The 25,197-nt window shown below is 42.8% G+C and carries 28 protein-coding genes and 1 pseudogene; 20 read left to right on the top strand and 9 right to left on the bottom strand.

Annotated elements, in window-relative coordinates; all coding sequences use genetic code 11:
• Window positions 1–139: 139 nt before the first annotated feature.
• Entirely contained in the window at window positions 140–832 is a 693-nt protein-coding gene (locus ACUN27_RS19020; protein ID WP_445559419.1) for a Dph6-related ATP pyrophosphatase, read from the bottom strand.
• A 143-nt stretch (window positions 833–975) separates the two neighbouring features.
• Here ACUN27_RS19020 and ACUN27_RS19015 point away from each other — a divergent pair, with 143 nt between their 5' ends.
• Complete coding sequence (locus ACUN27_RS19015) at window positions 976–1,401, top strand: HIT family protein (RefSeq protein ID WP_445559418.1); 426 nt, start codon at window positions 976–978, stop codon at window positions 1,399–1,401.
• A gap of 83 nt (window positions 1,402–1,484) precedes the next feature.
• Here the strand turns inward: ACUN27_RS19015 and ACUN27_RS19010 are convergent, their stop codons facing one another.
• A complete protein-coding gene (locus ACUN27_RS19010) occupies window positions 1,485–2,276 on the bottom strand; it encodes an SDR family oxidoreductase (protein WP_326061398.1) in 792 nt (263 codons plus the stop codon).
• 212 nt (window positions 2,277–2,488) lie between these two features.
• On the opposite strand from ACUN27_RS19010, the gene ACUN27_RS19005 reads away from it, so the two are divergent.
• Together ACUN27_RS19005 and ACUN27_RS19000 are read left to right on the top strand one after the other, a co-directional pair.
• Window positions 2,489–3,382, top strand: coding sequence for a LysR family transcriptional regulator (locus ACUN27_RS19005; protein ID WP_315950246.1), 894 nt, complete (start codon window positions 2,489–2,491; stop codon window positions 3,380–3,382).
• 1 nt (window position 3,383) lies between these two features.
• Entirely contained in the window at window positions 3,384–4,145 is a 762-nt protein-coding gene (locus tag ACUN27_RS19000) for a spermidine synthase (protein WP_315950247.1), read from the top strand.
• Here the strand turns inward: ACUN27_RS19000 and ACUN27_RS18995 are convergent.
• Complete coding sequence (locus ACUN27_RS18995; protein WP_445559417.1) at window positions 4,108–4,956, bottom strand: nicotianamine synthase family protein; 849 nt, start codon at window positions 4,954–4,956, stop codon at window positions 4,108–4,110. The two genes, ACUN27_RS19000 and ACUN27_RS18995, sit on opposite strands and share 38 nt — an antisense overlap.
• A 185-nt stretch (window positions 4,957–5,141) precedes the next feature.
• Between ACUN27_RS18995 and ACUN27_RS18990 the strand changes: the two genes are divergently transcribed.
• On the top strand, window positions 5,142–5,726 hold the full coding sequence (locus tag ACUN27_RS18990; protein WP_315950250.1) for a GNAT family N-acetyltransferase: 585 nt from the start codon (window positions 5,142–5,144) through the stop codon (window positions 5,724–5,726).
• A gap of 72 nt (window positions 5,727–5,798) precedes the next feature.
• Here ACUN27_RS18990 and ACUN27_RS18985 read toward each other — a convergent pair whose 3' ends face one another.
• The 4 genes from ACUN27_RS18985 to ACUN27_RS18970 form a co-directional block, all read right to left on the bottom strand.
• Window positions 5,799–6,875 (bottom strand): Ger(x)C family spore germination protein, encoded by a 1,077-nt coding sequence (locus tag ACUN27_RS18985; RefSeq protein ID WP_445559416.1) that lies wholly within the window; start codon window positions 6,873–6,875, stop codon window positions 5,799–5,801.
• Complete coding sequence (locus tag ACUN27_RS18980; protein ID WP_315950253.1) at window positions 6,862–7,941, bottom strand: GerAB/ArcD/ProY family transporter; 1,080 nt, start codon at window positions 7,939–7,941, stop codon at window positions 6,862–6,864. Before ACUN27_RS18980 ends, ACUN27_RS18985 begins: the two co-directional genes overlap by 14 nt.
• A complete protein-coding gene (locus ACUN27_RS18975) occupies window positions 7,934–9,268 on the bottom strand; it encodes a spore germination protein (protein ID WP_315950255.1) in 1,335 nt (444 codons plus the stop codon). The genes ACUN27_RS18980 and ACUN27_RS18975 overlap by 8 nt, the downstream gene beginning before the upstream one ends.
• 149 nt (window positions 9,269–9,417) lie before the next feature.
• A complete protein-coding gene (locus ACUN27_RS18970) occupies window positions 9,418–9,843 on the bottom strand; it encodes an SRPBCC family protein (protein WP_445559415.1) in 426 nt (141 codons plus the stop codon).
• 227 nt (window positions 9,844–10,070) lie between these two features.
• Between ACUN27_RS18970 and larA the strand changes: the two genes are divergently transcribed.
• The 8 genes from larA to ACUN27_RS18930 all read left to right on the top strand — a co-directional run bounded on the left by larA (window position 10,071) and on the right by ACUN27_RS18930 (window position 16,119).
• Window positions 10,071–11,336, top strand: coding sequence for a nickel-dependent lactate racemase (gene larA, locus ACUN27_RS18965; RefSeq protein ID WP_445559414.1), 1,266 nt, complete (start codon window positions 10,071–10,073; stop codon window positions 11,334–11,336).
• A 156-nt stretch (window positions 11,337–11,492) separates the two neighbouring features.
• Window positions 11,493–11,954, top strand: a complete 462-nt coding sequence (locus ACUN27_RS18960) for a MarR family winged helix-turn-helix transcriptional regulator (protein ID WP_445559413.1) — start codon at window positions 11,493–11,495, stop codon at window positions 11,952–11,954.
• 43 nt (window positions 11,955–11,997) lie between these two features.
• On the top strand, window positions 11,998–12,369 hold the full coding sequence (locus tag ACUN27_RS18955; protein WP_315950261.1) for a VOC family protein: 372 nt from the start codon (window positions 11,998–12,000) through the stop codon (window positions 12,367–12,369).
• A gap of 13 nt (window positions 12,370–12,382) precedes the next feature.
• Entirely contained in the window at window positions 12,383–12,826 is a 444-nt protein-coding gene (locus tag ACUN27_RS18950; RefSeq protein WP_445559412.1) for a GyrI-like domain-containing protein, read from the top strand.
• Window positions 12,827–12,847: 21 nt separating this feature from the next.
• Window positions 12,848–14,137: an ankyrin repeat domain-containing protein gene (locus ACUN27_RS18945; protein ID WP_445559411.1), complete on the top strand. Its 1,290-nt coding sequence runs from the start codon at window positions 12,848–12,850 to the stop codon at window positions 14,135–14,137.
• A gap of 133 nt (window positions 14,138–14,270) precedes the next feature.
• The gene (locus tag ACUN27_RS18940) at window positions 14,271–14,849 is read left to right on the top strand and encodes a TetR/AcrR family transcriptional regulator (protein WP_315950266.1); all 579 of its coding nucleotides are present in this window, start codon (window positions 14,271–14,273) and stop codon (window positions 14,847–14,849) included.
• 117 nt (window positions 14,850–14,966) lie between these two features.
• Window positions 14,967–15,785, top strand: a complete 819-nt coding sequence (locus ACUN27_RS18935) for an SDR family NAD(P)-dependent oxidoreductase (RefSeq protein ID WP_445559410.1) — start codon at window positions 14,967–14,969, stop codon at window positions 15,783–15,785.
• A 127-nt stretch (window positions 15,786–15,912) separates the two neighbouring features.
• Window positions 15,913–16,119, top strand: a complete 207-nt coding sequence (locus ACUN27_RS18930) for a hypothetical protein (RefSeq protein WP_315950269.1) — start codon at window positions 15,913–15,915, stop codon at window positions 16,117–16,119.
• A 352-nt stretch (window positions 16,120–16,471) separates the two neighbouring features.
• On the opposite strand, the gene ACUN27_RS18925 is transcribed toward ACUN27_RS18930, so the two are convergent.
• Window positions 16,472–16,723, bottom strand: a complete 252-nt coding sequence (locus ACUN27_RS18925; protein ID WP_379174349.1) for an NACHT C-terminal alpha/beta 1 domain-containing protein — start codon at window positions 16,721–16,723, stop codon at window positions 16,472–16,474.
• Between ACUN27_RS18925 and ACUN27_RS18920 the strand changes: the two genes are divergently transcribed.
• The 8 genes and pseudogenes from ACUN27_RS18920 (at window position 16,617) to ACUN27_RS18885 (ending at window position 24,922) form a co-directional block, all read left to right on the top strand.
• The gene (locus ACUN27_RS18920) at window positions 16,617–17,549 is read left to right on the top strand and encodes a helix-turn-helix transcriptional regulator (protein WP_445559409.1); all 933 of its coding nucleotides are present in this window, start codon (window positions 16,617–16,619) and stop codon (window positions 17,547–17,549) included. The two genes, ACUN27_RS18925 and ACUN27_RS18920, sit on opposite strands and share 107 nt — an antisense overlap.
• Before the next feature lie 427 nt (window positions 17,550–17,976).
• Window positions 17,977–19,410 (top strand): DHA2 family efflux MFS transporter permease subunit, encoded by a 1,434-nt coding sequence (locus tag ACUN27_RS18915; protein WP_315950419.1) that lies wholly within the window; start codon window positions 17,977–17,979, stop codon window positions 19,408–19,410.
• A 494-nt stretch (window positions 19,411–19,904) separates the two neighbouring features.
• Window positions 19,905–21,263, top strand: coding sequence for an ABC transporter substrate-binding protein (locus ACUN27_RS18910; RefSeq protein WP_445559408.1), 1,359 nt, complete (start codon window positions 19,905–19,907; stop codon window positions 21,261–21,263).
• Between the two features lie 74 nt (window positions 21,264–21,337).
• Window positions 21,338–22,228 carry a carbohydrate ABC transporter permease gene (locus tag ACUN27_RS18905; RefSeq protein WP_315950272.1) on the top strand — a complete coding sequence of 297 codons (891 nt, stop codon included), beginning with the start codon at window positions 21,338–21,340 and terminating at the stop codon, window positions 22,226–22,228.
• 14 nt (window positions 22,229–22,242) lie between these two features.
• Complete coding sequence (locus tag ACUN27_RS18900) at window positions 22,243–23,070, top strand: carbohydrate ABC transporter permease (RefSeq protein ID WP_315950273.1); 828 nt, start codon at window positions 22,243–22,245, stop codon at window positions 23,068–23,070.
• A gap of 140 nt (window positions 23,071–23,210) precedes the next feature.
• Window positions 23,211–23,822: a class I SAM-dependent methyltransferase gene (locus ACUN27_RS18895; protein WP_445559407.1), complete on the top strand. Its 612-nt coding sequence runs from the start codon at window positions 23,211–23,213 to the stop codon at window positions 23,820–23,822.
• A 29-nt stretch (window positions 23,823–23,851) separates the two neighbouring features.
• Window positions 23,852–24,439, top strand: coding sequence for a histidine phosphatase family protein (locus ACUN27_RS18890; RefSeq protein ID WP_315950275.1), 588 nt, complete (start codon window positions 23,852–23,854; stop codon window positions 24,437–24,439).
• 4 nt (window positions 24,440–24,443) lie between these two features.
• Window positions 24,444–24,922: pseudogene (locus ACUN27_RS18885) on the top strand (GNAT family N-acetyltransferase).
• A 52-nt stretch (window positions 24,923–24,974) separates the two neighbouring features.
• Here the strand turns inward: ACUN27_RS18885 and ACUN27_RS18880 are convergent.
• The gene (locus ACUN27_RS18880) at window positions 24,975–25,136 is read right to left on the bottom strand and encodes a hypothetical protein (RefSeq protein ID WP_315950278.1); all 162 of its coding nucleotides are present in this window, start codon (window positions 25,134–25,136) and stop codon (window positions 24,975–24,977) included.
• Window positions 25,137–25,197: the final 61 nt, after the last annotated feature.

Genomic DNA, 25,197 nt, shown 5'->3' with positions numbered 1-25,197 from the left:
ATATCGAGGGTCGGCTTCGGTACACTCATTTCCGTCAAATGAATACCAGCTTCTCGCAGGGAAATAACATGATGCATTACTGTGGATTATACTTGCATTTTTAAACTGTATATAAACGGAATTTCATGGGAAGTCTCTACTAGGCTTGGTCTAGCGTCAATGGTAAAAAGGCATATTCGCCATGCGTGACAATCTCACCTTTGTGAACGCTTATGCGTTGTTTGAAGAGGGGACCATCAATGACAGTGGTATGGAATTCGCCACCTTCTCCACAAGGATCAATCCCACGGGCTACAAGCTCCTCCACAAAAGCAAGGGTTAGCGTTCGACCAAGATCTTCTTCTCGCATTCCTAATGCTAAATTTACGGTAACAACGATTGAAACAAATCCTAAGTGAATGAATTCCTCAACAGTTTCACGGTGATCCATTTCCCAAAGCGGCATGCCCAGTTTTAATCCGGCAACGCTCGATACTTTGTCCTGCCAGCAACCATGAGCCGTCAATTCGAGGTCTCCCGTTACTAACACTTCCGCACCTTGCTTCTTAGCATCTTCCAGAAGATGAATAAACACTTCTTCGTAGTCATCCCAACTCGCGGGTGCCGTATAGACAGGCAATCCAATGGATTCGGCCTGTGCACGTAGAAGATCAGGTGGCGTTCCGTGTGAGCGGGAACGTTTTCCTTCCTCCTCCAGCATAACGATCAGGCCAAGAGTTTTTCCTACCTTCATTGCTTTGTAAAGCGCCAAGACACTATCTTTTCCTCCGCTAAAAGAGGCGATAAATGTTTGACCATTAGCTCCATTTTTCCAGTCTACAGCTGTTGTCATTTCTAGCATCCCCTTTTATATATCTATGATTTCATTGCTTAATTCTATCATGATTCCTCTCCATTGGCAGGATAGCATGGAAGCAGTGAAGAATTTTATAAGAAAAATTTTGCCAAGGTAGCTTCAGGAGGGAATGAAAATCAATGAATCATGTTTTAGAGTGTTTAGGCTGTAGATTAGCACAGGGTCTTGAGCCAACTCATGTCGTATACGAGGATGAACACGTGACGTGCATCTTAGTCAATGACCCATGCAGTGAGGGACATAGCATTATTTTGCCTAAAAAACATTATGCAGACGTTGACGATTTGGATGTAGAAACAGCCCTTTCTGTGATGAAGGCCTCAGCTAAACTATCGAAAGGATTAAAAACGTTATTCCATCCGGATGGAATCAGCATGATGCAAAATGGGGGTAAGTTTAGCGATTTAGGGCACTACCATATGCACATATGGGCTAGATATGAGAATGATGGGTTCTCATGGATTGACCCGTTGGATACTGGCGCAAGGGAACGATTTACCGAGACTAGAGAGGTACTAGCAAACGCGATTGATAACCTTGGATAATGATGCAAAGAGCTCTAAGGAAATTCAAGTCCTTAGAGCTCTTTCATTTTTCCAGCGATGATGCACGAAAAATCAAATGAAAATCAAATGGTTGACAACGTCCCGCCGTCAATCACATATTCGCTTCCCGTAATAGAAGCAGCGCGGTCAGACACCAGGAAGGCGGCAAGCTCAGCCACTTCCTCCGGCAAGCCGGGACGCCCAATCGGAATGCCCCCGAGGGAATTCATCAGTTCCTCTAGAGCGGCTTCGCGGCTTCCAGCTGCAGTAGCGATACGGTCAATCATACGATCCGCCGCTTCAGTTTGAATGAAGCCAGGGGCTATCGTATTTACGCGGATCCCTTTCGGGGAAAATTCCTTGGACAGGCCCTTGCTGTAATTGGTAAGGGCCGCTTTGGATGCAGCGTACGCCAAAGTTGTTTCGTACAGCGGCATTTTTCGCTGAATGGAGCTTACGTGAATAATAGCACCTTTGCCTTGCTCGACCATTAGGGGCAGCAAGCCTCTGTCCAAGCGTACGGAACCAAGAAGGTTCATATTCAGAGTTTCCATCCAGTCTTCCTCCGTCAATGCCAGCGCACCGCCGGGAGGAGTGGAGGCACCGCCTACCGTATTAATCAAAATGTCGATACCGCCGAGTTTCTCATACACGGCCTTCATGATGACCGCGGTACCTTCCGGCTTCGTGATATCAGCTTGAACAAAGTGGACGTTTGGATTCTCGTTATCCGTTGGGAGCTGGCGTGCTGTTGTGAGCACGGTAGCACCGGCTGCTGCAAGCCTCTTCACGATCGCTAAGCCCATACCTTTAGTTCCACCCGTTACTAGTGCGCGTTTTCCTTGAAGTTCAAACTCATATGAAGAAAGATTCATTATGATTATCCTCCTGTATGTTAAATTCTAATGATGTGAACCTTGGTCACAGGTATTAGCTTACGTCCGATTGAATAATAAGTCTAATTTATATTAATAATAAATTACATTATTGTTTTTCATGAATGGACCTCTTCAGATTTGATTCAATCATAAGCAGTATGTATGATAGTAACAGGAATGATAAAAATAATGAATTTAGGAGAGGCGATATGGAGCTTACTCAATTAGAATATTTCTTGGAAGTTGCTCGGATCGAACATCTGACGAAAGCTGCAGAAGCCTTATCCGTCACCCAGCCTGCACTTAGTCATGCCATCTCAAAGCTTGAAGCTGAGCTAGGCGTACCTTTGTTTGAGCGGAAGGGAAGGAACCTGCAAATAAACCGTTACGGTACCATGTTCGCGAAGCGAGTTGAGAAGATTTTACAAGAAGTAGAGCGAGGAAAACAGGAAATTGAGGAATGCTCCAACCCTGAGTCGGGGATCATCTATCTTTCTTATTTAAATATATTAGGTGTAGGTTTAATACCTCAATTGATTCGTGAATACCAAAAAGCCAACCCGAAAATCACCTTCGAGTTGACACAGGGAGATAAGGGGGCGATTATGGAGCAGGTCGAAAAGGGCTTCTCCGATGTGATGATCACCTCGGAAAGACCAGTTAGTGACACCTATGAATGGGTACCGATCCTTTCGCTGCCCTTGTATTTGGTGGTATCTTTCGATCATCGTTTTGCGAACAGGGAATCCATAAGCTTAAAAGAAATGACTGGCGAGCCGTTCGTAGGCTTGAAACATAACTGCTCTTTAAGAGATTCGCTCCTCACCCGTGTCCATCATATGAATTTCACTCTCGCATCCACCTACGATGCAGAGGATCTTCCAACAGTGGCAGGTTTCGTAGCGGCAGGTCTTGGCGTTTCTGTGCTGCCCAAAACATCCGGATTGCACCTGGAAGATCTGCGATGGATACAGATCCAAGAGGAAGGTTGGCTATGGGAAGTCGGACTGCATATCAAAAAAGACCGGTTTCTGTCACCGGCCACGCAGAAATTCGTCAGCTTTATGAAAGAAAAAGCAGTCCAACCAGAAAGGGATCGATAACTTGGAGTTACTTTTCAAAACTTCTAGCCCTAATCATGAGATTTCCGTTTACGACACTACCGAGTTGTATGGTGAAAAGGGAAGGTTTCGTGTCTTAGAGTTTTCTAATAGCGCCATCCAAGGTGCGATGGACTTGAATGATCCGACACGCATTTTATTTGAATATCCGCGAGCTATTATTCATTTAATTGAGAATAATATCCCGTCGCTCGAAAAAACTTTTATTATCGGACACGGGATCGGGACGATAGCTGGCTATTTTTCAGAGAAGCAATGCAGCGTGGTAGAAATAGATCAGACCGTGGTGGAGTTAAGCAAAAAGTTTTTTGGATACGGCGGGGATAATGTCAGGATAGGTGATGGCCGTCAAATCCTCGCAAATGAAAAGCAGCATGTTTATGATGCAATTGTGTTGGATGCCTTTACTGAAAAAGGAACGCCTACTCATTTGATTTCGAAGCAATTTTTTGAAATTTGCAAAGAAAAGCTTGATCCTTCAGGACTGATTGTCATGAATCTGTTCGGTAAAGGTGAAAATGATCAGCTCGTGAACGCGATTCATTCAACGCTAAATGAAGAATTTGCTTATATAAAAGCATTTTCTCTACCGTCAGAAGACATCGCTGATATTCAAAACTTCTTACTTGTAGGAAGTCAAGTGCCGATAAGGTTCCAAACACGCCATATGGCAGGCTTTACGCAGATAGAACTCGGTCAAGGGTATATCATTCAGGACAAAGTCGATAAAAGCGAGCTGAATTAATCACTCGATTTGCTATCGGCGATGTCCGGCCAAGCAGACGCCATCCTGCCGCGGCGATAGCTTCCTCGTTGATCGCTTCATACATGAGCTGCCGGATGCCTTCCGCAGTTCGTATGGCGACCAAAGCGTTCGGATTCGTCCGGCGGATTTGTTCAAGTGTTTTGTCCTTTTGCGTAACAAGGCTTGCAATAAACACATGCTGGTAAGAAGCATAATCGAAGTCCGCACCATCTCCTTGCACGACATGCACGTTATCGCTCAAATGAATGCGTTCCATCAAGGAACTTGCTGCTTCGCAAGCATCCGGATCCATATCCACACAGATGACGCTCACATTCCACCTAAGATGAAGCAGTACCGCACTCAGCGGCAAAGGCCCGCTTCCGACAAAAACAATAGGTGCAGAAATTTCCTCGGACCGAATAATCCTTCGGAGCTGCTTCAGTTCCTCGCCGACAAGACTGTCGTAATTTCTCCAGTTTTTATATTGGAATAAGCTCGCTAATCCGAATTCGGGTTGCTCGCAGAGGTGGCGGGAGTCGAACAACTCCATGAGGTACTCGGCTTCGGACAGCTTGGCAAGCAACCCTTTTTGGCGTGTGGCGACTTCAACATTCCCCATCACATACTTTACTTCTTCCGGTGTGTATATTTGCCTGAGTGCCTCCGTGAAAATAGAAATCGGTTTCGTGATCGCGGAATTTGAAGGGGTCAGATCCGACTCCCGTTGAAGGACATCATAGGTTTCTATTACAAGAGCTATCAAATCTGATATCCGCTTAGACGGCTCTGTCGTAGAACAATATTCCATAAGCGTTTACCTCCTGTCCATTTCCGTACAATTGCTTGAACCCAATATATTCGATGAACTCATTATTTAGAAATGAATTTCTGCTTTAGGGAGAGGAAGGGAAGGATTGTTTCATAGATGTGGAGAAGTTATGGAGAAAATTTGCGGAAGAGAAAAGTTAACCAATCCTATAGGAGGTAATTGCGATGAGTATTCAAGCATCCAGCCCGATATTATATACGATACCAGAGAGCTTTGAGAGTGAACGTTTGCTAATAAGAGCCCCCCTATGGGGAGATGGCGCGATGGTTAACGAAGCAATTAGGGAAAGTATGGAAGAGTTGCGTACTTGGATGCCGTGGGCCAGACAAATTCCCACCGTTGAAGAATCTGAAATAAACATCCGACGTGCCAGGCTGGAATTTTTAGATCGGACTGATCTCCGATTACTTCTATTTCTGAAGGAAACGGGTCAGCTCATTGGCAGCAGCGGCTTACACCGCATTGATTGGGAAGCGCGCAAATTTGAAATTGGTTATTGGTTGCGTACACCTTTTAGCCATAAAGGTTATATGACGGAAGCCGTAGAGGCCATTACGAACTATGCCATCCATGAGTTGCACGCTAATCGAATTGAAATTCGATGTGACGGACGAAATACACGTAGCTCACGTGTTGCTGAACGTCAGGGATATACGTTGGAAGGAATTCTTCGACAAGAGAAGTGTGCACAAGATGGTTCTTTGAGAGATACGATGGTTTTTGCAAAAGTGCGTGGTATTGAGTTTTAGAGTGATCAAAGAAACGAAAAAGGAACCTGAGGTAATCAATCAACCAAAGGTTCCTTCTATCTGTCATTTTGTTTACTTTGAACGCATTTTAATTAAACCTTCATTTTGGATATCTGTATGAAATTGAAGATCCATTTTCAGCTGAGGGTAGTATTCGGTTCGCCAATTCTGCAAATCTTTTCTTGGAATGATAGTACGAAAACGCTGCCCAATTCCTAGAATGTCAGCTTCACTTTTTTGGATTTTTGAAAATAGCATTTGAAATCTTTCTGTAATTAGCTTTTCTAATTCTTGTATAATGAGCGTTTGGGATGGATTTCCTTTTGTCTCCAGGACGACAACTTTCAATTTGATTTGTGTATGCATATAAGGTTTATTGTCAACAAGCTCGCTATTATATTTCATCGAATTACTAACAATTAAGACACTCGCATGATCCATGACCTCGATTTTTCCCTGGGTGCTTTCCTTGTTGAAGGCATTATACAGAAGAGTTTCGTCGGATGTGATCTGTTCAACCATCTTCCCATTTTTAATAACAGATGAGCCTATATAGTCACATGGGGAGGATTGACCTGATTTAATAATAGGGATTGCAATATCATTGGTGTACGAATATATACTACGATAAATTTGCCAGATCTGTGCTCGAGCAATCTGTGGGTTCCAACCCGCATTTTTTTCGAAAAAGTCGTAAACAAACGCTTGTTTGGGGACTGTTGTTTTCTTTTCATTGGCTAAATACTTTTCAATCTCTTCATCGCAGATAACAACGTACGCTTTAAGCGAAATTTCCCCGTTTCTCATGAAACCAGCGATAATATCTTTCAACCCTTGCTGTGCAAGTTTTTTTTCAATAAGAATGACTTTAATATGGAATAAATCGATTTGTTTTTCTTTATTCATACTGATTTTATCTACCGCTTGGCTGATTGTTTTACCAGTCTGGCTGATTAAATTCATTTTTATCGTATTCTGATCCAACTCAGGGTCTTGCAGGATGACTTTGTACTCATCATTTTGCTTAGTTATAGCCATAACCAGTGGTAAAGTACGATGATTTATGTCCTTATTATCCCAACAGCCGCTCAGAGTAATTACAATACCTAGAAGTACAATAACTTGCAACGAAGACTTAATTGAGTTCATGCCCCACCTTCCTTTTAAAACGAAGCCCCAGAAAATAAATAGACAACGGAATGGAAACTAAAACAAAAAATCTTAAAGGAGTGTTCCATAGAAATAGATTGCCGACGCTATTCCAATCCGGAATCATTAAACTGGAAACAAAGATAACAACCGAGATCGCGAGCAGTAGATAAAACGGCTTAATGATTGGTAAACACTTGCTTATAATGCGATTGGCCTGCCATAACGTTATGGAAATGAATAGCATGCTGAAAGTAATCAGTGTAAGCAAGAAAAACATGGTCACTCTGTCAAACATGAACCAAGAAATATTAATGGTCTCCACAACAACGACAAAAGGAAAATGAAGAGTTACTGCTGTTGCCTCCCCGAAGGTGAGAATAGGAATATAGACGGAGAAGATAAAGAAGGGAATAAGAAAAAGGGCTGCAAGAAGAATTTTTTTTCTTTGATATGTAATAACAGGCTGAATGAAGCCTAGAAACAAGAAGCCACCTGCGAAGGCAAAAAAGCTTTTAAAATAAGAGGGTTTCATCAGGAACGAGAAGTCTTGTTCGAAAAGGGGAAAGGAGTAGTACCAATTAATGTTCTGAAACGAAGTGAAACTAATCATAGAAATTAAAGGCAGAAAAATAATAGCCAATAGTACCCCAGTGCGAAAAATGGCTTCAATCCCTTTAGCTGCAAGATACGTTGACACAAAAAGTAATAACATCATGATTGACCATAATGGGGTATTGGATAAAAAAACGATACAAATGATTTCAGAGTAAGCGCGAACGGCTAGAATGGCGATGATGAAAAAATAAAGTGTAACCGGTAAAAGAAAAATGATAGCAGCTGCTTTTCCCGCATTGAGGTAAATCCGAATAATGTCCCACTTCGGGTAGAAGCTTAAACCCTTCATATAGATGGAAATAACAACAAAGTGGACAATAATTCCTATTACAATAGGAATCCAATGTGCGGAATCTGTACTTCCAATAATATCTTCCGGATATAGGAAAAAAATAAGCCCCAAATGAGTAAGAAGGTACATAAGCATGACGGAAATGCTTTTATCCATGATTGCTCCGATCCTTTGCCACATTGATTTGAATATAGGGAACTCCAAAAGTATTTAGACTTGCCAGGTAGGCACATACCAGGACTAAACCCGCCAAAATACCCAGCACTCCGTACATGGCAGCTAAAACCACAATTAAATATTTAAATAAACGGATGGAGAGCGAATTTTGAAATCCAACCACCGTTGAATTCGCAATTGTCGTGGCGGCCAGGATAATCAAGATGAGGTTACTCACTAATTTGGCAGCAACGATAGCTTGACCCAATATAATCCCGCCTACCATGGTAATTGTGGGCCCGATACTTTTGGGTAATCTGACGCTGGCTTCCACAATTAATTCTAGAATAACTAGGATCAGCAGGATTTCTACAAGGGCAGGGTATGGCACGCTATCACGGCTTTGAGAGACCGCTAACGCAAGTTCTATTCTTAACACCTCGGGATTAACGGCTACTAAGGCTACATATAAAGCAGGAACAATTAACGTCATCAAAACGCCAATGATTCGCAAAAATCGGACTGACAGCATTAAAGGGAGCGGATAATTGCGATCGTTTTCCATTGCAAACATATCCCACAACAAACTAGGCAGAATCAGTGCTAAAGGTAATCTATCTACAAATAGTACGACTTTCCCCATACGCAAGCATTGAGCTGCCTCCAGAGGAAGTTCTGTCGTTTTAAATTTAGAGAAGGATTCCCAGGCGGAAAATCCCATCGTTTTTGATAAGTTTTGTAAATTGTGAACTTCCTTATCCAGGTTCATTTCGAGTTGACGAACAATATTATTCACCAACTCCATTTGCACATAGTTCTCGCAATACAGAAGCGAAATCTTTTTTTTCTCATCCTTGCCCACATAAACCGATTTGACAAAAAGTTGATCTGTGCTTACTTGTTTCCTGACAATACCAATGTTTTGTTCAATGTCTTCGACAAAGGAACTAAGCGGCCCCTGAAGCACGTTTTCATTCGTAGGAGGTTCAGTAAACCGATTAAGCAATTTGGGTATCGGCTGCGACACAACAAATTTGTTGTATTTAGCGAAAAATATGATTAATTTTCCCTGCAAAATAGATGAGATGAGAACATTAATATCACTCTCTTTGACTTCCCCGAACAAGCTTAATAATTCTTCCTCTGTTATATTTACAGAAATTGCCTTTTCTATGTACATATGCATAGCTTCTCGAGACTCAGTCAAGTCGACCAATGTGTTGAAGCCCATTAAGATAACAGAGTTATTCATAAAATAATCCTGTTGAAGAAAGAAATCATCGTTATTCAGAAACTTAGCTGTAATTTCTTTTATTAATGGATTCATTGTCCTGAGTCCCCTTTATCTTTCAAAACTTTTTGTTATAATTTCCCACCGGCAAGGAATATATACAAAGTTAATCAGCAAATGAAATGACAAAAAACCTCCCGGAAGTAAGGGAGGTTTTCATTCATATCAAATCATATGGCCAAATCTTATTTGGCAGTTTCGCTATATTTTTTAAAGTTATCTAGAAACGCTTGCCAGCCAGCTCTTTGCATTTCAACAGGATTTGCGCTTTCAGCATCAAATGATTCAATTACATTTGTATCGTTATCTTGACGAATAAATGAGATCTCAACTTTTCTTCCATCGCCCATGGTGTAAGAAATGAATTCATGCGTTCTCACTTCATCATAAACGCCGCCTAAGTCAAATCCAAAGCTTCCATCCTTGGCTTCGAGTCTTGTAACGAATGTTCCGCCAACCCTTAAATCATTTTCGGCTCTTGGCGCGTGCCAGTCATCAGAGGCGAAAGACCATTGTGTAATATGTTCTGGTTGTGTCCAAAATGCCCACACTTGTTCAACTGGTGCATGTACTGTAGTTTCAACCGTTACTGTCTGTTTAGCTGTTTCCATAACGATTACCGCCTCACTCTAAGTATTTTGATGAACAATGGTAATTATACCATTAAATAACGGTTAGCCATAATGTTAAAGTTGTCCCGTAGGCGTCAAGGTTATTCCTGTAAAAATGGAGAAGTCTATTACTAGTTGTCTATGTTATAATTTTACTATTAAACGCTTTCATAACTCTTGTAAATAATATTACGACTCAAATTCATGTTCACAATGGAGGGAAAGATATGCAGACGACCCTGCTGTACGGTAAAGGAACTTTAGCTGTTGATGTGCCAGACCATTCCAAGATTATCGAGCCTTATCATATGGATGGATTGCAAGAAGAGAAACTAGCCGTGCTGGAAGCTCTCAGACATCCGATTGGATCGCCGCCTTTGGCTGAGTTGGTCAAATCTACGGACAAGGTTGCCATTGTCATTAGTGATATTACACGTCCAACACCTAACGAGAAGTTGGTCCCGTGGATTCTTGAAGAACTGACTCACGTGCCTAAAGAAAATGTTGTCATCATTAACGGTACGGGAACGCATCGCGATCAAACCGAGGAAGAACTGATTCAAATGTTGGGCAAGACGGTTGTCGACAATGTACGCGTGATTAATCACCATTGCCACAACAACGATGAACTTGTGAAGGTGGGGTATAGCCAGTTTGGGTGCGATGTCTATCTCAATAAAGAGTATGTAGAGGCAGATTTCAGAATTGTTACAGGTTTTATTGAGCCTCACTTTTTTGCAGGTTTTTCCGGAGGACCGAAAGGGATCATGCCTGGTATTGCTGGAATTGAGACCATTTTGACCTTTCATAACGCCCGAATGATCGGAGACCCTTTGGCAACGTGGGGGAATATGGTAAATAATCCGCTGCAGGATATGACCCGTGAAGTCAATCGGATGTGCAAGCCCCATTTTATGCTCAATGTGACTCTGAATAAATCGAAGGAAATCACGCAAGTTTTTGCCGGTGAGTTGTTTGAAGCCCATGACCAAGGGTGTGCTTTCACCAAACAGCATGCCATGATCCCGGTTGAGGGACGGTTTGATGTTGTCATTACTTCCAATTCAGGCTACCCGTTAGACCAGAATCTGTATCAGGCAGTCAAAGGGATGAGTGCGGCCCATAAGATTGTTAAAGAGGGTGGAACCATCATCTGTGCCTCAGAATGCTCGGATGGGATTCCGAACCACGGCAATTATGCAGAAATTTTACAGATGCGTAAAACACCACATGAAATTCTCGAAATGATTAACGACGGAAGCTTTAAAAAGTTCGATCAATGGCAAGTACAAAAACAAGCCGTTATTCAGGTCTGGGCAGATGTTTATTTGCACTCTTCATTAGCCGACGAAGACGTTGAAAAAGCGATGTTAAAAACTTCTCATGATATTGAAGTTACATTGGAGCAATTGAAAGAGAAGTATGGCGAGAAGATGACGGTAGCCGTTTTGCCTTTGGGACCTTTAACAATTCCATATGTGAATGAAGAGTAAAGTTCAATAAAAGCTTGATGTTCCTTGCGTTTTGACCTCTAAAATGGTTGAACTGCACGGGTGTCAAGCCTATATGTATAAAATTAGTTGCAATAACATCCTATATGCCATATACTGAAATTAGTTGCAATGACATCCTATCTAAGGAGGCGTAAATTGAGCAATCACTGGAAGCCTGGTAATAAGGACAGCACGGAATCACACGGGCAATACATCTCTGCTATATATCGACACATGCAAATACTGATCTCATCCGAGCTGCAACCTTATCGCATTGGAAGCGGTCAGTACATCTTCCTCATGTCAATAGCTTTTCATCAGCCCATTACACAGAAATCGCTAAGCGAGAGGCTGCTCATTGACAAGACGACTACGGCTAAAGCCATTGCAAAGCTGGAAGCAGAAGGATATGTTCGGAGGGAAGCCGATCCCGCGGACAATCGCTATCAACTACTCTATTTGACAGAGTCAGGTCGTGAGGTGGTGCCCAAAGTACAAGAAGCATTAAGCCGCGTCAAGAGCAAGACCCGAAAAGGTATTTCGGATGAGGAGTATGACTTGTTGAACGACCTATTGAAGACTGTCCTTCATAATCTGAGTGAACAAGAAGACGTGTAGAGGCAAGTGCTTTATATGGAGTATAAATTTAAGGAGGATGTACATGATGATTGCGATCCCTTTTATCGTAGTGGAGAACTGTAAAGACGAAATTAAATACTACCAAAGTATTTTTGGTGGTGAGATTATTATTCTGCGCAAGCAAGGTGAAGTGGTGTTAAACGCGGACCTTCATGTTGGGGCGGCAACACTTAAATTTGCCGATGTTCAAGCGGCGAAACCAACGTTGAAAGGTGACTATGTGAGAGTTTTCCTGAAAATCGATTCGGAAGAATCGTTCCGTGCGATTTACGGAGCATTGTCAACCGGCGGGACTATCCTTACCGAAGTATACGAGGCTCCGTTTAACGGTCTGCTGGCGATAGTGACTGACCGGAACGGCGTGTGCTGGGTGCTGTCCTTTTATCGAGAGTAGAAGGGAGATCCTAATGGAACCAGTCATTTTCAATCAAAGAAAAATGGTTACATTGTTCGGCTTTTCTAAAACGCATGATCAACAAAAAAGGTACAGTGATACGATTTTCGAACTGTTGGATAAAATTTGGAAGGAAGTACGTGAGAAGGGGCTCTCTTATAAGGGAACGAACCACGTAGTTTATGAAAATGGTCACCATATATTTGCCGGCATTGAGCTAGTTCTTCCTCCGAATGAAGATTCATTATTGGAAAAGAAGGATGTTATTTTAGAAAAATATGCCTATTGCAAACACATCGGGCCCTATAGTGAACTTGATAAAACTTATGAAAGCATTCGTGCAAAAGTAAAAGCTTCAGGTGACATTCATGAGCTTCCTTTAATGGAAGTGTACGGACATTGGAATGAGGATGAAACCAAACTAGAAACGGAGATTTTCTATAATCTCAAGTCGTAGCAAAGGAGGAGGAATGCTTACGTGACGGAATTGAATAATGATCTGGACGTGAAGGTTATTCAACAATTCAAGCAGGCGGTTGATCGTAATGACCCGGAAGCTGTAAAACAGATTCTGCAAAGTCATCCATCGCTAGTTTCACGGATAGACGAACCAAGTTTTTCTTTTGATACACCAGCGATTGTGATCGCTTCATACAGAGGTAACCGCCAGATGGTTGATGTGCTGCTTCAATTCGGGGCAGACATCAATGCCAAGAGCAGCTGGTGGGCCGGCGGATTTGGTGTTCTGCATCATGATCATCATAAATTGTCCCGTTACCTAATAGAACGAGGAGCTCGTGTCGATCCACACGCTGCTGCAGCATTAGGCATGCTTGATGTCTTGCAAAAGATGGTGGAAGAGGACCCAGAGGTTGTCAATCAGCGTGGCCCAGATGGGCAGGTTCCGCTGCATTATGCCGACTCACCTGACGTCATCGATTTCCTGCTGGATCACGGGGCTGACATTGATAAGCGGGATATTGACCACAATAGTACACCTGCTCAATATGCGGTTAATAAACCTGACAAATGCAAACATTTGATTAAACGTGGTGCTCAGACGGATATCTTTATGGCCATTCAGCTGGGAGACCTTGACCTTGTTCGCGGGATTTTTAACGAGAATCCGTATGCCCTTCAATCTCAGGTGGGAAAAGGGGAGTTTACCTCCGGTGAATCGAATGGTGGGCACATTTACGAGTACTTGATCAGCGCTGGAGCTAAGCCGCTTTTTCTTGCGATGCACCTGGGTCATGATGCCATTACGGAGTTGCTGTTGCCGTACAGTTCTGTTGAGCAGAAGTTGCTGTACGCTTGTATGCAGGCGGATGCCGAAACCGTCAATGCCATGTTAAGCGAGCATCGGAATATCATCCAATCGCTAGATTCGGAATACCACAGTATGATTGCGAACGCAGCATGGGATCATCGGATAGAGGCCGTGCGACTCATGTTGGATGTTGGTTTTCAACCAGATGCCCGGCGTAATGAGCATTCGATGACAGCCCTTCATCGTGCTGCAATCCGGGGGGACAACAAAATTGTCCAATTGCTGCTTGGGCGTGGGGCATCCATCGAAATTCGTAATGAGTTTGGGGGGACTCCGCTCAATAGCTGTATGTGGGGCTCGATGCATGATCAGGACGCTAAAGGGGACTATGCCGCGGTAGCTGAGAGTCTCATTGCAGCAGGCGTAAGGCTTCCGGAGAAAGCCGCGGGTAGTGAGCTTGTTAAGTCTGTTCTAATCCGGCACGGAGTACCGGCATGAAAATTAGAGGGTTATTCCATTTTGTTTGGAATAATCCTTTTTTAACTGGAATATGAGAACGTTCGGTAAAAATAATTCTTTACCGAACGTTCTCAATGTGATATAACTATATTCAGAAGGGAGGTGATGTGAAATGCCTCGAGTCAAGGAATTTGATGTCGATGTGGCGTTGCTGAAAGCTGTGAAGTTATTCTGGGAACAAGGCTATGAGAAAACATCGATCAATGATCTGGTTGATCATTTAGGTATTCATCGCAGAAGCTTGTACGATACATTTGGCGACAAGCATCAACTGTTTCTACAAGCCATTGAACGTTACAATGAGTACTTGAACGGGCAATTTCAATCAGGCATCACCCGCGCCGATAGTGCTAAGCAAGCTATTCGTTTTTTGTTTGACTACATGATTGAAGGAAAAGACGACAAGCCGCCAGGTTGCCTGCTTGTCAATATGGCTGTAGAGGTTGCTCCTTGGGATCACGAAGTGGATGTCAAGACAGTACAAAGCTTCGATAAGGTGGAGAAGCTTCTCGCTGAACTGATTCAGCGGGGACAAGAAAGTGGTGAGTTCGCTTCGACTCGTAACGCAAGTGAGCTTGCTGAAGAAATGCATAACTCAATGCTAGGTTTGCGTGTACTAGCTCGAACCTCTACCGACAAAGAGAAGCTTCACCGCATAGCTGGTTCCGCTATGTCGTTGCTAGATAGTTAATTGGAGCCTTATTTTTTTGTAAATTCTAGAATGTTCATTCTTGATATTTCTAGGCTCTATCTAGCATTAGAGAAAAATCATTGACAAAATTAGATAGACAAAAAGGAGAAATAGATGATGAGTAAAGTATGGTTTATTACAGGAACTTCGACAGGATTCGGCCGCCATTTTGTGGAGCAGCTGCTTCAAGCTGGGGATAAAGTAGTCGCTACAGCGCGCAAACTTGAAGCTATTCAGGATTTTAAAGCATTAGCACCGGATCGTGTTCATCTTGTCGCTCTGGATGTCACCAAACCCGACCAAATTCAAGCCGCTGTTCAAGAAGCTGTTGCTGTATTTGGAAAAATCGATATTGTCGTGAATAATGCGGGCTACGGACTATTCGGTATGCTAGAGGAGTACACGGAAGAACAAATTCGGAAACAATTCGACGTTAATGTATTTGGTGTATTGGATGTCATTCGTGCGACACTTCCTGTATTCAAACGTCAGGGATCCGGACATTATATTAATTTCTCGTCTTTCTTCGGAGTTGTTTCCTTCCCGCCGTTCAGCCTATATGCCGCCTCCAAGTTTGCAGTAGAAGGATTCTCTGAAGCATTCGCGAAGGAATTTGCAAGCTTTGGCATCAAGACGACGATTGTCGAGCCGGCTGTTTTTGCCACTGAGTTTCTCGGACACTCCTTGGAGCAGACGGAGAAAAAGCCGGAGTATATCCCGTACTACGAAGCGTATGAAAAAAACTTATCAAACATCAAAATTGGCGATCCGGCCAAAGCGGTCCAATATATTATTTCCGTCATCAATGAAGGAAATGCGCCGCTGCGGCTTCCGGTTGGGTCCCAATCTGCTTATTCCATTCGTGATGCTTACAACAAACGGTTGGAAGAACTCAACGCGTGGTATGATCGGTCAGCTGAAGCAGACTCGAATTAATATATATAGAAGAAGGCAGTTCGCTGGTTATAGCGGACTGCCTTTTTGGCTTTCATGGTCTTGACCCTAACACTTATGGTAGGGTATAGAATGGAAGTATCTTTTACATTAAGGAAGAGGTGCGATAATGGATATTACGCCGCAAGAAGAAGAGATGATAAAAGCTCTGCGTGAGGCTTCACTGCCTCCTTTGTATGTGCTTATACGAATAAGAAATGATATTTTAAATGACACTGTAAACATTGAAGAGAGCCGAAGAAGTGACGTAAAAAAAGCCTTAGAAAAATACATCAGCCCGTTATGGGCAGACTACAATCAAGCTAGGAATGAGTGATCGGAGTAAGTTTCTCTTAACCTTATTGATGAGCTAGGCCGTACTAATTCCCGTTATAGTTTAAGGAATGGTGATGGGGATGTGGGTGAGGTGTTGTCGAGACAGCTAAGCAGCGAATTCGAAGGCATACGTTGTATTTTATACAACATAACAGTGTGGTTTGACCGCGGAGGCATTCATTCGTTGCACAATATACAACCATTTGTTGCGAAAAGTCGTGATGGAAGCGTTTTAATTCAAGATTCGTTGTATAAAGTACAATAAAAAGCTGATCAGAAGCCAAATTTCAGCTAAATGGTTGCAAGAAGTACAACGTAGAATACGGTTACAGTCGCAACTTCGTTATGTGATTCTATAGTGGTAGGTGTTGAGTAATAAATGGGTTGATGTGATGAGGTGAAGAAGAGGCGTCTGGGTAGTAGAGTCGAAGGCTAATGCAGTTTTTCGCTGTTCCCCTTGAACCAATTGGGCAATTATGGTGTAATATATACAAACATATGTTCTTGAGTTTAAAGGGTGATGAGATGAAGTTAGAACGATTAATTTCGATTACGTATGCGCTTTTGAATAATGAAGTGATTTCCGCTTCAGAGCTTGCGAACAAGTATCAGGTCTCTCAACGAACCATTTATCGAGATATAGAGGCTATTTGTGCGGCTGGAATCCCTGTCGTATCTTATCAGGGCGTCAACGGCGGATATGGAATTATTAAAGAGTATAAAATGGAGAAAACTTTATTGCATGACAACGACATTGAGTCCTTAATCACGCTACTTCACAGTACGGCGACGGTGTTCAAAGATGAGGGAGCAACGGAGACGATCCATAGGCTTCAAACCATTCAAAAGGATAAAATGCCGAGCTTAACCATGGATTTAGGAAGCTGGCGAGCCAACAACGAAACGTTACATACGCTTCGTGCCGCGATAACGACGCGGCAAGTCATTCGATTCGAATATATGAATTCTAAGAATGAGAGAGCTCATAGGATCGTTGAGCCAGTTAGTTTGCTATTTAAATATTATTCTTGGTATTTGCATGGGTATTGTAGAGTTCGTAAGGATTATCGCGTATTTAAACTTACAAGAATGATAGATTTGGTCACCTTGCCTGAGATCTATCCGTGCATTCATTCAGCCTTTCTACAAGATCTCTCTTTGGATTATCGAAAAGATGAAATCGTGGGAGCTGTTCTACATTTCTCTGGGAGATCATTGGCACATGCTTTAGATTGTTTCTATGCGGAAGATAAATATTTTAATGAAGATGGCACGCTTACAATTACCATTATCAATCCTTCAGAAGTTGAATGGTTAGTTGAAATGATATTAAGTTTTGGTGAAGATGTGGAGGTTCTTGAACCCCTGTCGTTAAGGCAACTGCTCAAAGTAAAAATAGAAAAAATGTTAAATCGGTACCCACAAGTATGACAGACTGTTGTCATAGTTGTTTTCGTATAATGAGCTTAAAGCGAAGGGAAGTCATCCTAATAAGGAATTGGAGGTGTGCGCCTTGCATCATGATCCTTATTTTTTTGAGGAAACGATGAATGAGCATAGACAGGAGATTAAAGCAATTGAAAACAATGCCTGGAAGTGGACGCCGCGATCTAGTGCGAAACAAGTCAAACAATCAAAAAAACTGACCATGTTGTCCAGTCTTCTAACCCTAATTGGACTAAAATGATGAACGGAACCTCCCTGTGTCATTTGGAGGTGTTTTCTTTTTCTGGAAAGGAGAATATCATTTAATTTATTTTTGCACTTGTATAATTCGACAGACTGTTGTATTTTTAAGCGGACTATAAAGATAGAGAACTATTCAATTAGTTTTCAGGAGAGGGAAGTGAAGAAACAAATGAAGCAATATAATACTAAGGCTATTATGGCGTCGCTGCTGATCTGCGGTTTCGTAGGCATGTTCAGTGAGACGGCACTCAATATAGCTATTAGTAATTTGATGGATGTGTTCCAGATTTCAGCTGCCACTGCCCAGTGGTTAACGACAGGGTTTTTGCTGACTCTCGGAATTCTGATGCCGATGACTGGTTTACTGCTGCAATGGTTTACAACAAGGCAGCTTTTTATTGTGTCGCTCTCAAGCTCGATCGTTGGAACATTGATTGCAGCTCTGGCAGTCAATTTTGAAATGTTGATGGTCGCTCGTGTTCTTCAGGCAGCAGGAATGGGGTTATTAATTCCACTCATGTTTAATACAATTCTAGTCGTTTATCCTCCGGAGAAGCGCGGAGCAGCGATGGGTTTCGTTGGTCTAGTCATCATGTTCGCACCGGCAACCGGCCCAACTGTGGCGGGACTTTTAATCGAATATTTAACTTGGCACTATATCTTTTGGTTATCTCTTCCATTTTTGATTATTGGACTCTTGATCGGTTTGAGAAACCTGGAAAACGTCACCGAGGTTACAAAACCGCGTATTGATATACTATCGATTATTTTATCATCCATAGGTTTCGGCGGCGTTGTGTTTGGCTTCAGTAAAGCAGGCGAAGGAGAGGGCGGCTGGACTAGCGCAATCGTCCTTACATCGATCATAATCGGTCTAATCTCTCTTTTATTGTTTGCACTTCGTCAGATCTCAATGCGCGAGCCAATGATGAACTTGCGCGTTTTCAAATACCCAATGTTTATCATCGGACTGCTTCTTGTGTTGTCCTGTATGATGATTATTTTATCGACTATGATCATTTTGCCGATGTATCTACAAAATGGCATGAAACTATCTGCCTTTACGACAGGGCTCATGCTGCTTCCGGGTAGCGCGTTGAATGGTATTTTGTCTCCACGTATGGGGCGCTTATTCGATAAGTATGGACCTAAATGGCTTGTAATCCCTGGTCTTGCCATAGTAGCTGTGATGTTATGGTTTTTCTCCAGTATCACGGTTGCCTCTTCCGTAGCGTTTATCGTCGTCTTGCACATCGGACTCATGATTGGGATCTCCATGGTGTGGATGCCGGCTCAGACGAACGGACTTAACCAACTTCCGCCGGAACTTTATCCGCACGGAACAGCGGTGATGAACACGCTGCAACAGGTTGCAGGGGCGATCGGTACAGCAATTGCAATCAGTATCCTGACTAGCGGTATGGAGAAGTATCTAGATAGCTCTTCCAAACCAAGTGAACCCATCGAGGCTGCAAAAGCCATGATGCTTGGTTCCCAGAACGTGTTCATTTTCGCTATGATTGTGACACTTATCGGGTTAGCCGTAGCCTTCTTCATCCGCCGTGTCATTGTGAAGCACGCGACGATGAATGCTATGCATTAAGATTAGTAAGAAGCTCGCTCAGGCGGGCTTCTTTTTTTTGTTTCACAAATGATCTTCCATAGACGTATGTTGAATTATTATCCGTCGTAAAAATAAACAGAGCCATACTTGGCGGGTGAAAGACGACTTTTATCTGAAAGGGAGCCAGCTTCTCGCGTTGACGAGAGATTTCCGCTCGATCGCTAAACTGAACATATAAAAAGACCGCCTCGCCGATAGGGGAACGGCGGTGCGGCAAGGGGGAGGGTCTACGTTTACCAATATATTCTTGGATAGATCATATGTCGAAAGTATTTTGCCTAATTTGGCCCCGTCAAAAAAAAGTAAGTTATAAACAAGGAGTAAAGACCGTTCTTCTGAAAATTGTCCGCCAGAAAACGGGCTTTTTGTACGTTATAAGGCGTAATCGTACCTTATCGTGTAATCATTTTTCCCCTACAATCAGTCATGTAAGCGCTACAATTATCTTGACTTTATTACTGGGGGTATTCGAAATGAGGGATTGGACGAAATTGAGCAGCATCGGACTCGCATCAATCATGGCTGTTTCACTTACAGCGTGTGGAACGGAAACGAAAAATGATGCGGGCTCAAAAACAACGCCAGCAACATCGGCATCACCTGCCGCGGCAACTCCTGCTGCTACGGCTGCGACAACAGCTTCAACACCAGCAAATGCTCCTGTTAAGATTAGCATCTATACCAATCATTTCGACGATGACACATCGAAGCCTTATGATTACGCGGTTGCGGAGCTTAAAAAAGAAATGCCAAACATTGAAGTTACGCTAGTCCCTGGTCTGCAAGATAATGGACAGAAAATCAAAACGCAAATGGCAACCGGAGATTTGCCTGATATTATTGACACGAATTGGGATATCATGCAGATCGGAAGCAAGTCGAACAATATTCTGACCTTAGATGATGCTCCGGAAACTGCACAATTCAAGAAAGATTTGAACAAAGGCAACGAAGCAAAACTTATTGCACCAGATGGCCATGTGTATGGCTATCCGTATGCCGGCACTGAATTTATTATTTTGTACTATAATAAAAAGCTTTTTGCTGAAGCAGGCATTGAGGCGCCGATCAAAACGATCGATCAATTGAAGGATGCCGCTAAAAAATTCAATGCGAAGGGAATTATTCCACTCGCGATCTTCTCCAAAGAGAAATGGATTGGCAACGCCTTGTTGCAAGGCTTCATGACTCGCGAGGAGCCGAAAGGCTACGGAGCCCTCAATGGCGCGGCAGAAACGCCGGAAGCTCTGAAACTGGCCGCCAAGCAAGTAGAGGAGCTGCAAAAGGCAGGCTTATTTGCTAAAAATGCGACGCAGACGAACTATGATCAAGCTTCTTCACTTTTTTATCAAGGCAAGGCAGCTATGTTCGTTAATGGTCAATGGGAAATTCCTACCTCACAAAAAAATCTCGGAGACAATGTAGAGTTCATGAATTTCCCAGCGAAAGATGAAGCCACTTACGAAAAGGCCAAGTTTGCCATGAATGGGGCAGGGGGACCAGGAGGCTTCGCCGTTTCCGCCAAAACAAAAAACAAAGAAGCCGCAATTAAAGTAGCGGCATTCATGGCGCGTAAATATGCAGAGTACAAGTATACGCAAGTGGGTACACCGATTGTCTCCATCAAGGTGGATAAGCCGATCACGGCGCAAGTGCCTGCAATGCTGTCTCGTCTTGGTAAAGAAGTGATCCCCAATATCACGAGCTTCGCAACCGTACAGAATGATACAAATGTGAATCTTAGCATTGACGACAACTCGCAGAACTTAATTGTAGCAGGATTTACAGCGGATCAGTTTGTTACGAATCTCAATAAATCGCTGAAGAAATAAATCCTTTCAGTACCTGATGACTCACATCGACCTGTAAGTCGGTGTGAGTTTTTTTCAAGAAAGGGAGCATAGAGATGAAACAATACTTAGGAAATAAATGGGCTATCCTCATTTTTTTAACCCCGGCTATTGTGCTTTATAGTGTCATTGTGTTTTATCCCATTCTTCAGACCGTTTATCGCAGTTTTTTTGAATGGGATGGGCTTAGCGAAGCCACTTTTATTGGCATCCGAAATTACATCGACCTTAGTCAAGATTATTTATTGACGACATCGCTGCGAAACGGGCTTTTGTTCGCCCTGGTGCTAGTCATTTTCCAAATCGGTCTAGGTACGTTGTTGGCGCTAATTTGCTCGGATCCCACGGTGAAGGGACGAAAAATCCTGAAAACCGCATACTTCATTCCTGTAGTACTGTCGGTCACGGTCGTGTGTCAACTTTGGCTTTCTATGTATGACCCGGTTAACGGAATCATCAATAAGTTGTTTCAAGCACTTGGGATCGCTTATCGTCAAGACTGGTTGAACTCACCGAGCGTCTCCATTATTGCAATTGCCTTCGTTAATGCTTGGCAGTATATGGGGTTTCAGTTTGCCTTGCTATATGCCGGCGCGAAATCCGTTCCAGAACATTATACAGAGGCTGCTCGAATTGATGGCGCAGGCAAATGGAGGGCGCATTGGCACATCACGCTCCCATTAATGAAAGAGACGTTCAAGTTTTGCTTTATTATTGCCATTACAGCTGGGATAGGGGCTTATGTGCAAATGGCTATTATGACAAATGGCGGACCAGGAACGACAAACTATACGATAACGTTCATGATCATTCGGAATGCATTTTCGGGCAATCAATATGGGTATGCGTGTGCCATTTCGGTTTTGTTGATTGTGATTAGCCTAATCGCCACCATAATCATCAATAAAGTGTTTGATAGCAGAGAAACCGGATTGGAACAAGGGTAAAGGAGAGTCATAGTATGAACAAAATCGTTGGAGTCGTCCTGCAGTCCTTTTTATGGGCCTATTTCGTTATTTCCGTCTATCCGTTAATTTGGATGGTTTCCTATTCGTTGAAAAACAATGATGAAATCTTCGTAACCAATCCTTTCGGACTACCAACGCACTTTAGATACGAAAATTATGTGAATGCCTGGAATAAATTCAGTGTCCCGACTTATATCACCAATAGCATGATTGTTTCAACGATAACAACGATAGGTGTTGTCTTGTTCGCCGTCATGTTTGCCTATGCCATTGCCAGGCTTCGATGGAAATTTCGGGAAACGGTACGGATATACATGATTATAGGGATGTTTATTCCGATTCAAGTCATTATCATTCCTTTGGCGATTATCGTGAAAGATTTTCACTTGACGAATACTTACGGCGCTCTACTGATCCCTTACATAGCGTTTGGGCTCCCTTTTGCATCGATGGTCTTTTACGGTTTCCTGCGTGGAATCCCACAAGAGTTGGAAGAATCGGCTTGTATGGATGGCGCTTCAATATACCTCGCATTTTTTCGTATCATGCTGCCGATTCTCACTCCAGCCGTCGCCACCATTGTTATTCTACAGTTTATGGGAACGTGGAATGAATTCTTTTTGGCATCGATTTTAATAACAAAAGAGGAATTAATGACCTTGCCGATTGGACTCATCTATTTTCAAGGTCTTCATGCGACCGACTGGGGTGGAATGGGGGCTGTCATGACGATCGCCAGCTTGCCGATGGTCGTGTTATATTTAATTTTCACCGAACAAGTGGAAAACGCATTGACGGTCAGTTCTGCTGTGAAGGGATGAACGGACGAAATATTAGGCTGCTGAGCGATAGCTCGGCGGCTTTTTGCAATAACTGGTAGAAATTAGGGAGGAATAATGAAACTTTATTAGATTTAAAGTGTCTAAACAAAGAGATTTGAGGAAGGGAGCGAAGAAAGCGAATGGAGATATATTGGAATCATAATACAGCATTTCATGAAGAGTTGGTGGACAACGCCAAGCTTCGTGGCGGCAGAGTACTCGACATCGGATGTGGAGACGGACTATTGCTTCAACGCCTCGCGCCCTTCGCTGGGCAGGTTGTCGGCATTGACCCCGATTCGCAAGCCATTGAACGTGCACGGACGCGGCTTGCTGCAGTATCAAATGTGACACTCGTAAACGGTGACTTCCTCACCATGCCAATCCCTTCTCATAAAGAACGCTTTTCTACTGTCATTTGTGTCGCGACTTTGCACCATATGGATTTAAGAAGCGCATTGTTAAAAATGAAACAAGTACTCGCACCTGGTGACCGGCTTCTCATCATTGGGCTTGCGGCGGATAAGTCAATGTTGGATTTTATCCTCTCGGGACTGCTGCTTCTCCCAATCCGTATCATGGACCGAGCCCATGGCGGGATGCGAGATCCAAATGTGCGGATTGCAGAACCTAAAGAATCAATTACGGAGATTCGTCGAACAGTCCACGAGATACTTCCAGGGGCAATTGTCCGGCGCCGCTTTTATTACCGTTATTTAATTTCATGGGATAAACCGACGGACATTCATTAAAAAATTTGTTAGAGAGGTTATGGTTATATATGGCTACGCACATTTATTTTGTTCGTCATGGTATCGCACCCTTTTCACTTGAACTTGAACGAGCAGGAGGAGCAAGCCTGTCAGAACAAGGAAAAGCAGATGCCAAAAGAGTGGCAGAGTTGTTAGGCAACGAGAAGATAGACGCTATCATTTCTAGTTCCTATCATCGAGCAAAAGAAACGGTAACTCCATTAGCAGAGCTGCTAAAGAAAGAAATTATCCAGTATGATGAACTCATTGAAAGACCTATTGCGAGCCTAACTTATCCAATACCAGATGAACAGCTACTACTTGGAATTGAAAAATCGTTCACAGACATTGATTTTTGCATGCCTGAGGGAGAGACAACAAGGCAAGCTCAAGAACGAGCGATACCTATTATAATGAAATTACTGTCTGACTATCAAGGTAAGAAAATTGTTATTGGGACACATGGGAATATTATGACCATCATATTAAAGTATTTTGATTCAAATTATGGGTTTGAATTTTGGAAACAAACAAGCAAACCTGATATCTACAAACTTGAATTCAATGAAAAGGAATTAAGAAGTGTTGCGAGGTTATGGACATCAAACAAGAGGTGAAGAAATGCAAAATTCGATTAGGTTGGTAAAACCTTCGGCTGAGTATAAGGAAGAATATATGTCGTTTTATGAGGATTGGATAGCGAGTGGTGAAGATATTGTTCCTTGGACTGTAGAGAAGGAGCCTTATGATTTCACCGTCATGCTGAATTTCTTATACTCACAAGATTCAGAAGAGAAGATAACGGACGGAAGTTTTGTGCCGCACTCCACCTACTGGCTATTAGACGATGATTCTGGAATGATTATTGGCGCCGCAAATGTTAGGCATAGACTTAATGAAAAACTGCTTAATTGCGGTGGACATATCGGATATGGCATACGGCCGTCAGCAAGAAGAAAAGGATATGCCACTCAGCTCTTGGCCTTAACGTTAGAACGGATGAAAGAGAAAGAACTATTCTAAAAAATGGTGGTAAGTTTGAATCAGAATATATAGAGGATCATGGAAATGTGGTTAGACGTTTTTGGATCCAGATATGAAAAAGAGGCTGCCGGAACCAACGGCAGTCTCTTTCTTTAACGAGCAGACGTATTAAGATTTCTTTATCGTATAAAAACCATACTGTTCGATTTCATCTAAAGCTTTACGTCCAAAAGACTCAATGAGTTCATCAGCTCGGATTTTCGTTCCACCAAGTGTAAGCCCGTCCCAACGTACAACTCTACCGTCTTTAACCAAGAAATAATCATCCATTTTGTTGCCTCCCAAATGACATTTTGGAAATCTGTGTGTTAGCATGCGCAGAGTTCATCTG

The sequence above is a fragment of the Paenibacillus sp. WC2504 genome (assembly GCF_052682475.1).
Note: the sequence above shows the minus strand (reverse complement) of the source record. Positions and strands in the feature narration are given on the sequence as shown.

Coding starts and splice junctions, on each gene's coding strand:
- larA (WP_445559414.1), top strand. CDS start 10,071: ATGCAGACGACCCTGCTGTACGGTAAAGGAACTTTAGCTGTTGATGTG.
- ACUN27_RS19020 (WP_445559419.1), bottom strand. CDS start 832: ATGACAACAGCTGTAGACTGGAAAAATGGAGCTAATGGTCAAACATTT.
- ACUN27_RS19015 (WP_445559418.1), top strand. CDS start 976: ATGAATCATGTTTTAGAGTGTTTAGGCTGTAGATTAGCACAGGGTCTT.
- ACUN27_RS18930 (WP_315950269.1), top strand. CDS start 15,913: ATGGATATTACGCCGCAAGAAGAAGAGATGATAAAAGCTCTGCGTGAG.
- ACUN27_RS18895 (WP_445559407.1), top strand. CDS start 23,211: ATGGAGATATATTGGAATCATAATACAGCATTTCATGAAGAGTTGGTG.
- ACUN27_RS19005 (WP_315950246.1), top strand. CDS start 2,489: ATGGAGCTTACTCAATTAGAATATTTCTTGGAAGTTGCTCGGATCGAA.
- ACUN27_RS18955 (WP_315950261.1), top strand. CDS start 11,998: ATGATGATTGCGATCCCTTTTATCGTAGTGGAGAACTGTAAAGACGAA.
- ACUN27_RS18900 (WP_315950273.1), top strand. CDS start 22,243: ATGAACAAAATCGTTGGAGTCGTCCTGCAGTCCTTTTTATGGGCCTAT.
- ACUN27_RS18920 (WP_445559409.1), top strand. CDS start 16,617: ATGTTCTTGAGTTTAAAGGGTGATGAGATGAAGTTAGAACGATTAATT.
- ACUN27_RS18880 (WP_315950278.1), bottom strand. CDS start 25,136: ATGGATGATTATTTCTTGGTTAAAGACGGTAGAGTTGTACGTTGGGAC.
- ACUN27_RS18890 (WP_315950275.1), top strand. CDS start 23,852: ATGGCTACGCACATTTATTTTGTTCGTCATGGTATCGCACCCTTTTCA.
- ACUN27_RS18990 (WP_315950250.1), top strand. CDS start 5,142: ATGAGTATTCAAGCATCCAGCCCGATATTATATACGATACCAGAGAGC.
- ACUN27_RS18905 (WP_315950272.1), top strand. CDS start 21,338: ATGAAACAATACTTAGGAAATAAATGGGCTATCCTCATTTTTTTAACC.
- ACUN27_RS18985 (WP_445559416.1), bottom strand. CDS start 6,875: ATGAACTCAATTAAGTCTTCGTTGCAAGTTATTGTACTTCTAGGTATT.
- ACUN27_RS18950 (WP_445559412.1), top strand. CDS start 12,383: ATGGAACCAGTCATTTTCAATCAAAGAAAAATGGTTACATTGTTCGGC.
- ACUN27_RS18995 (WP_445559417.1), bottom strand. CDS start 4,956: ATGGAATATTGTTCTACGACAGAGCCGTCTAAGCGGATATCAGATTTG.
- ACUN27_RS18970 (WP_445559415.1), bottom strand. CDS start 9,843: ATGGAAACAGCTAAACAGACAGTAACGGTTGAAACTACAGTACATGCA.
- ACUN27_RS18915 (WP_315950419.1), top strand. CDS start 17,977: ATGAAGCAATATAATACTAAGGCTATTATGGCGTCGCTGCTGATCTGC.
- ACUN27_RS18975 (WP_315950255.1), bottom strand. CDS start 9,268: ATGAATCCATTAATAAAAGAAATTACAGCTAAGTTTCTGAATAACGAT.
- ACUN27_RS19010 (WP_326061398.1), bottom strand. CDS start 2,276: ATGAATCTTTCTTCATATGAGTTTGAACTTCAAGGAAAACGCGCACTA.
- ACUN27_RS18910 (WP_445559408.1), top strand. CDS start 19,905: ATGAGGGATTGGACGAAATTGAGCAGCATCGGACTCGCATCAATCATG.
- ACUN27_RS18980 (WP_315950253.1), bottom strand. CDS start 7,941: ATGGATAAAAGCATTTCCGTCATGCTTATGTACCTTCTTACTCATTTG.
- ACUN27_RS18940 (WP_315950266.1), top strand. CDS start 14,271: ATGCCTCGAGTCAAGGAATTTGATGTCGATGTGGCGTTGCTGAAAGCT.
- ACUN27_RS18935 (WP_445559410.1), top strand. CDS start 14,967: ATGAGTAAAGTATGGTTTATTACAGGAACTTCGACAGGATTCGGCCGC.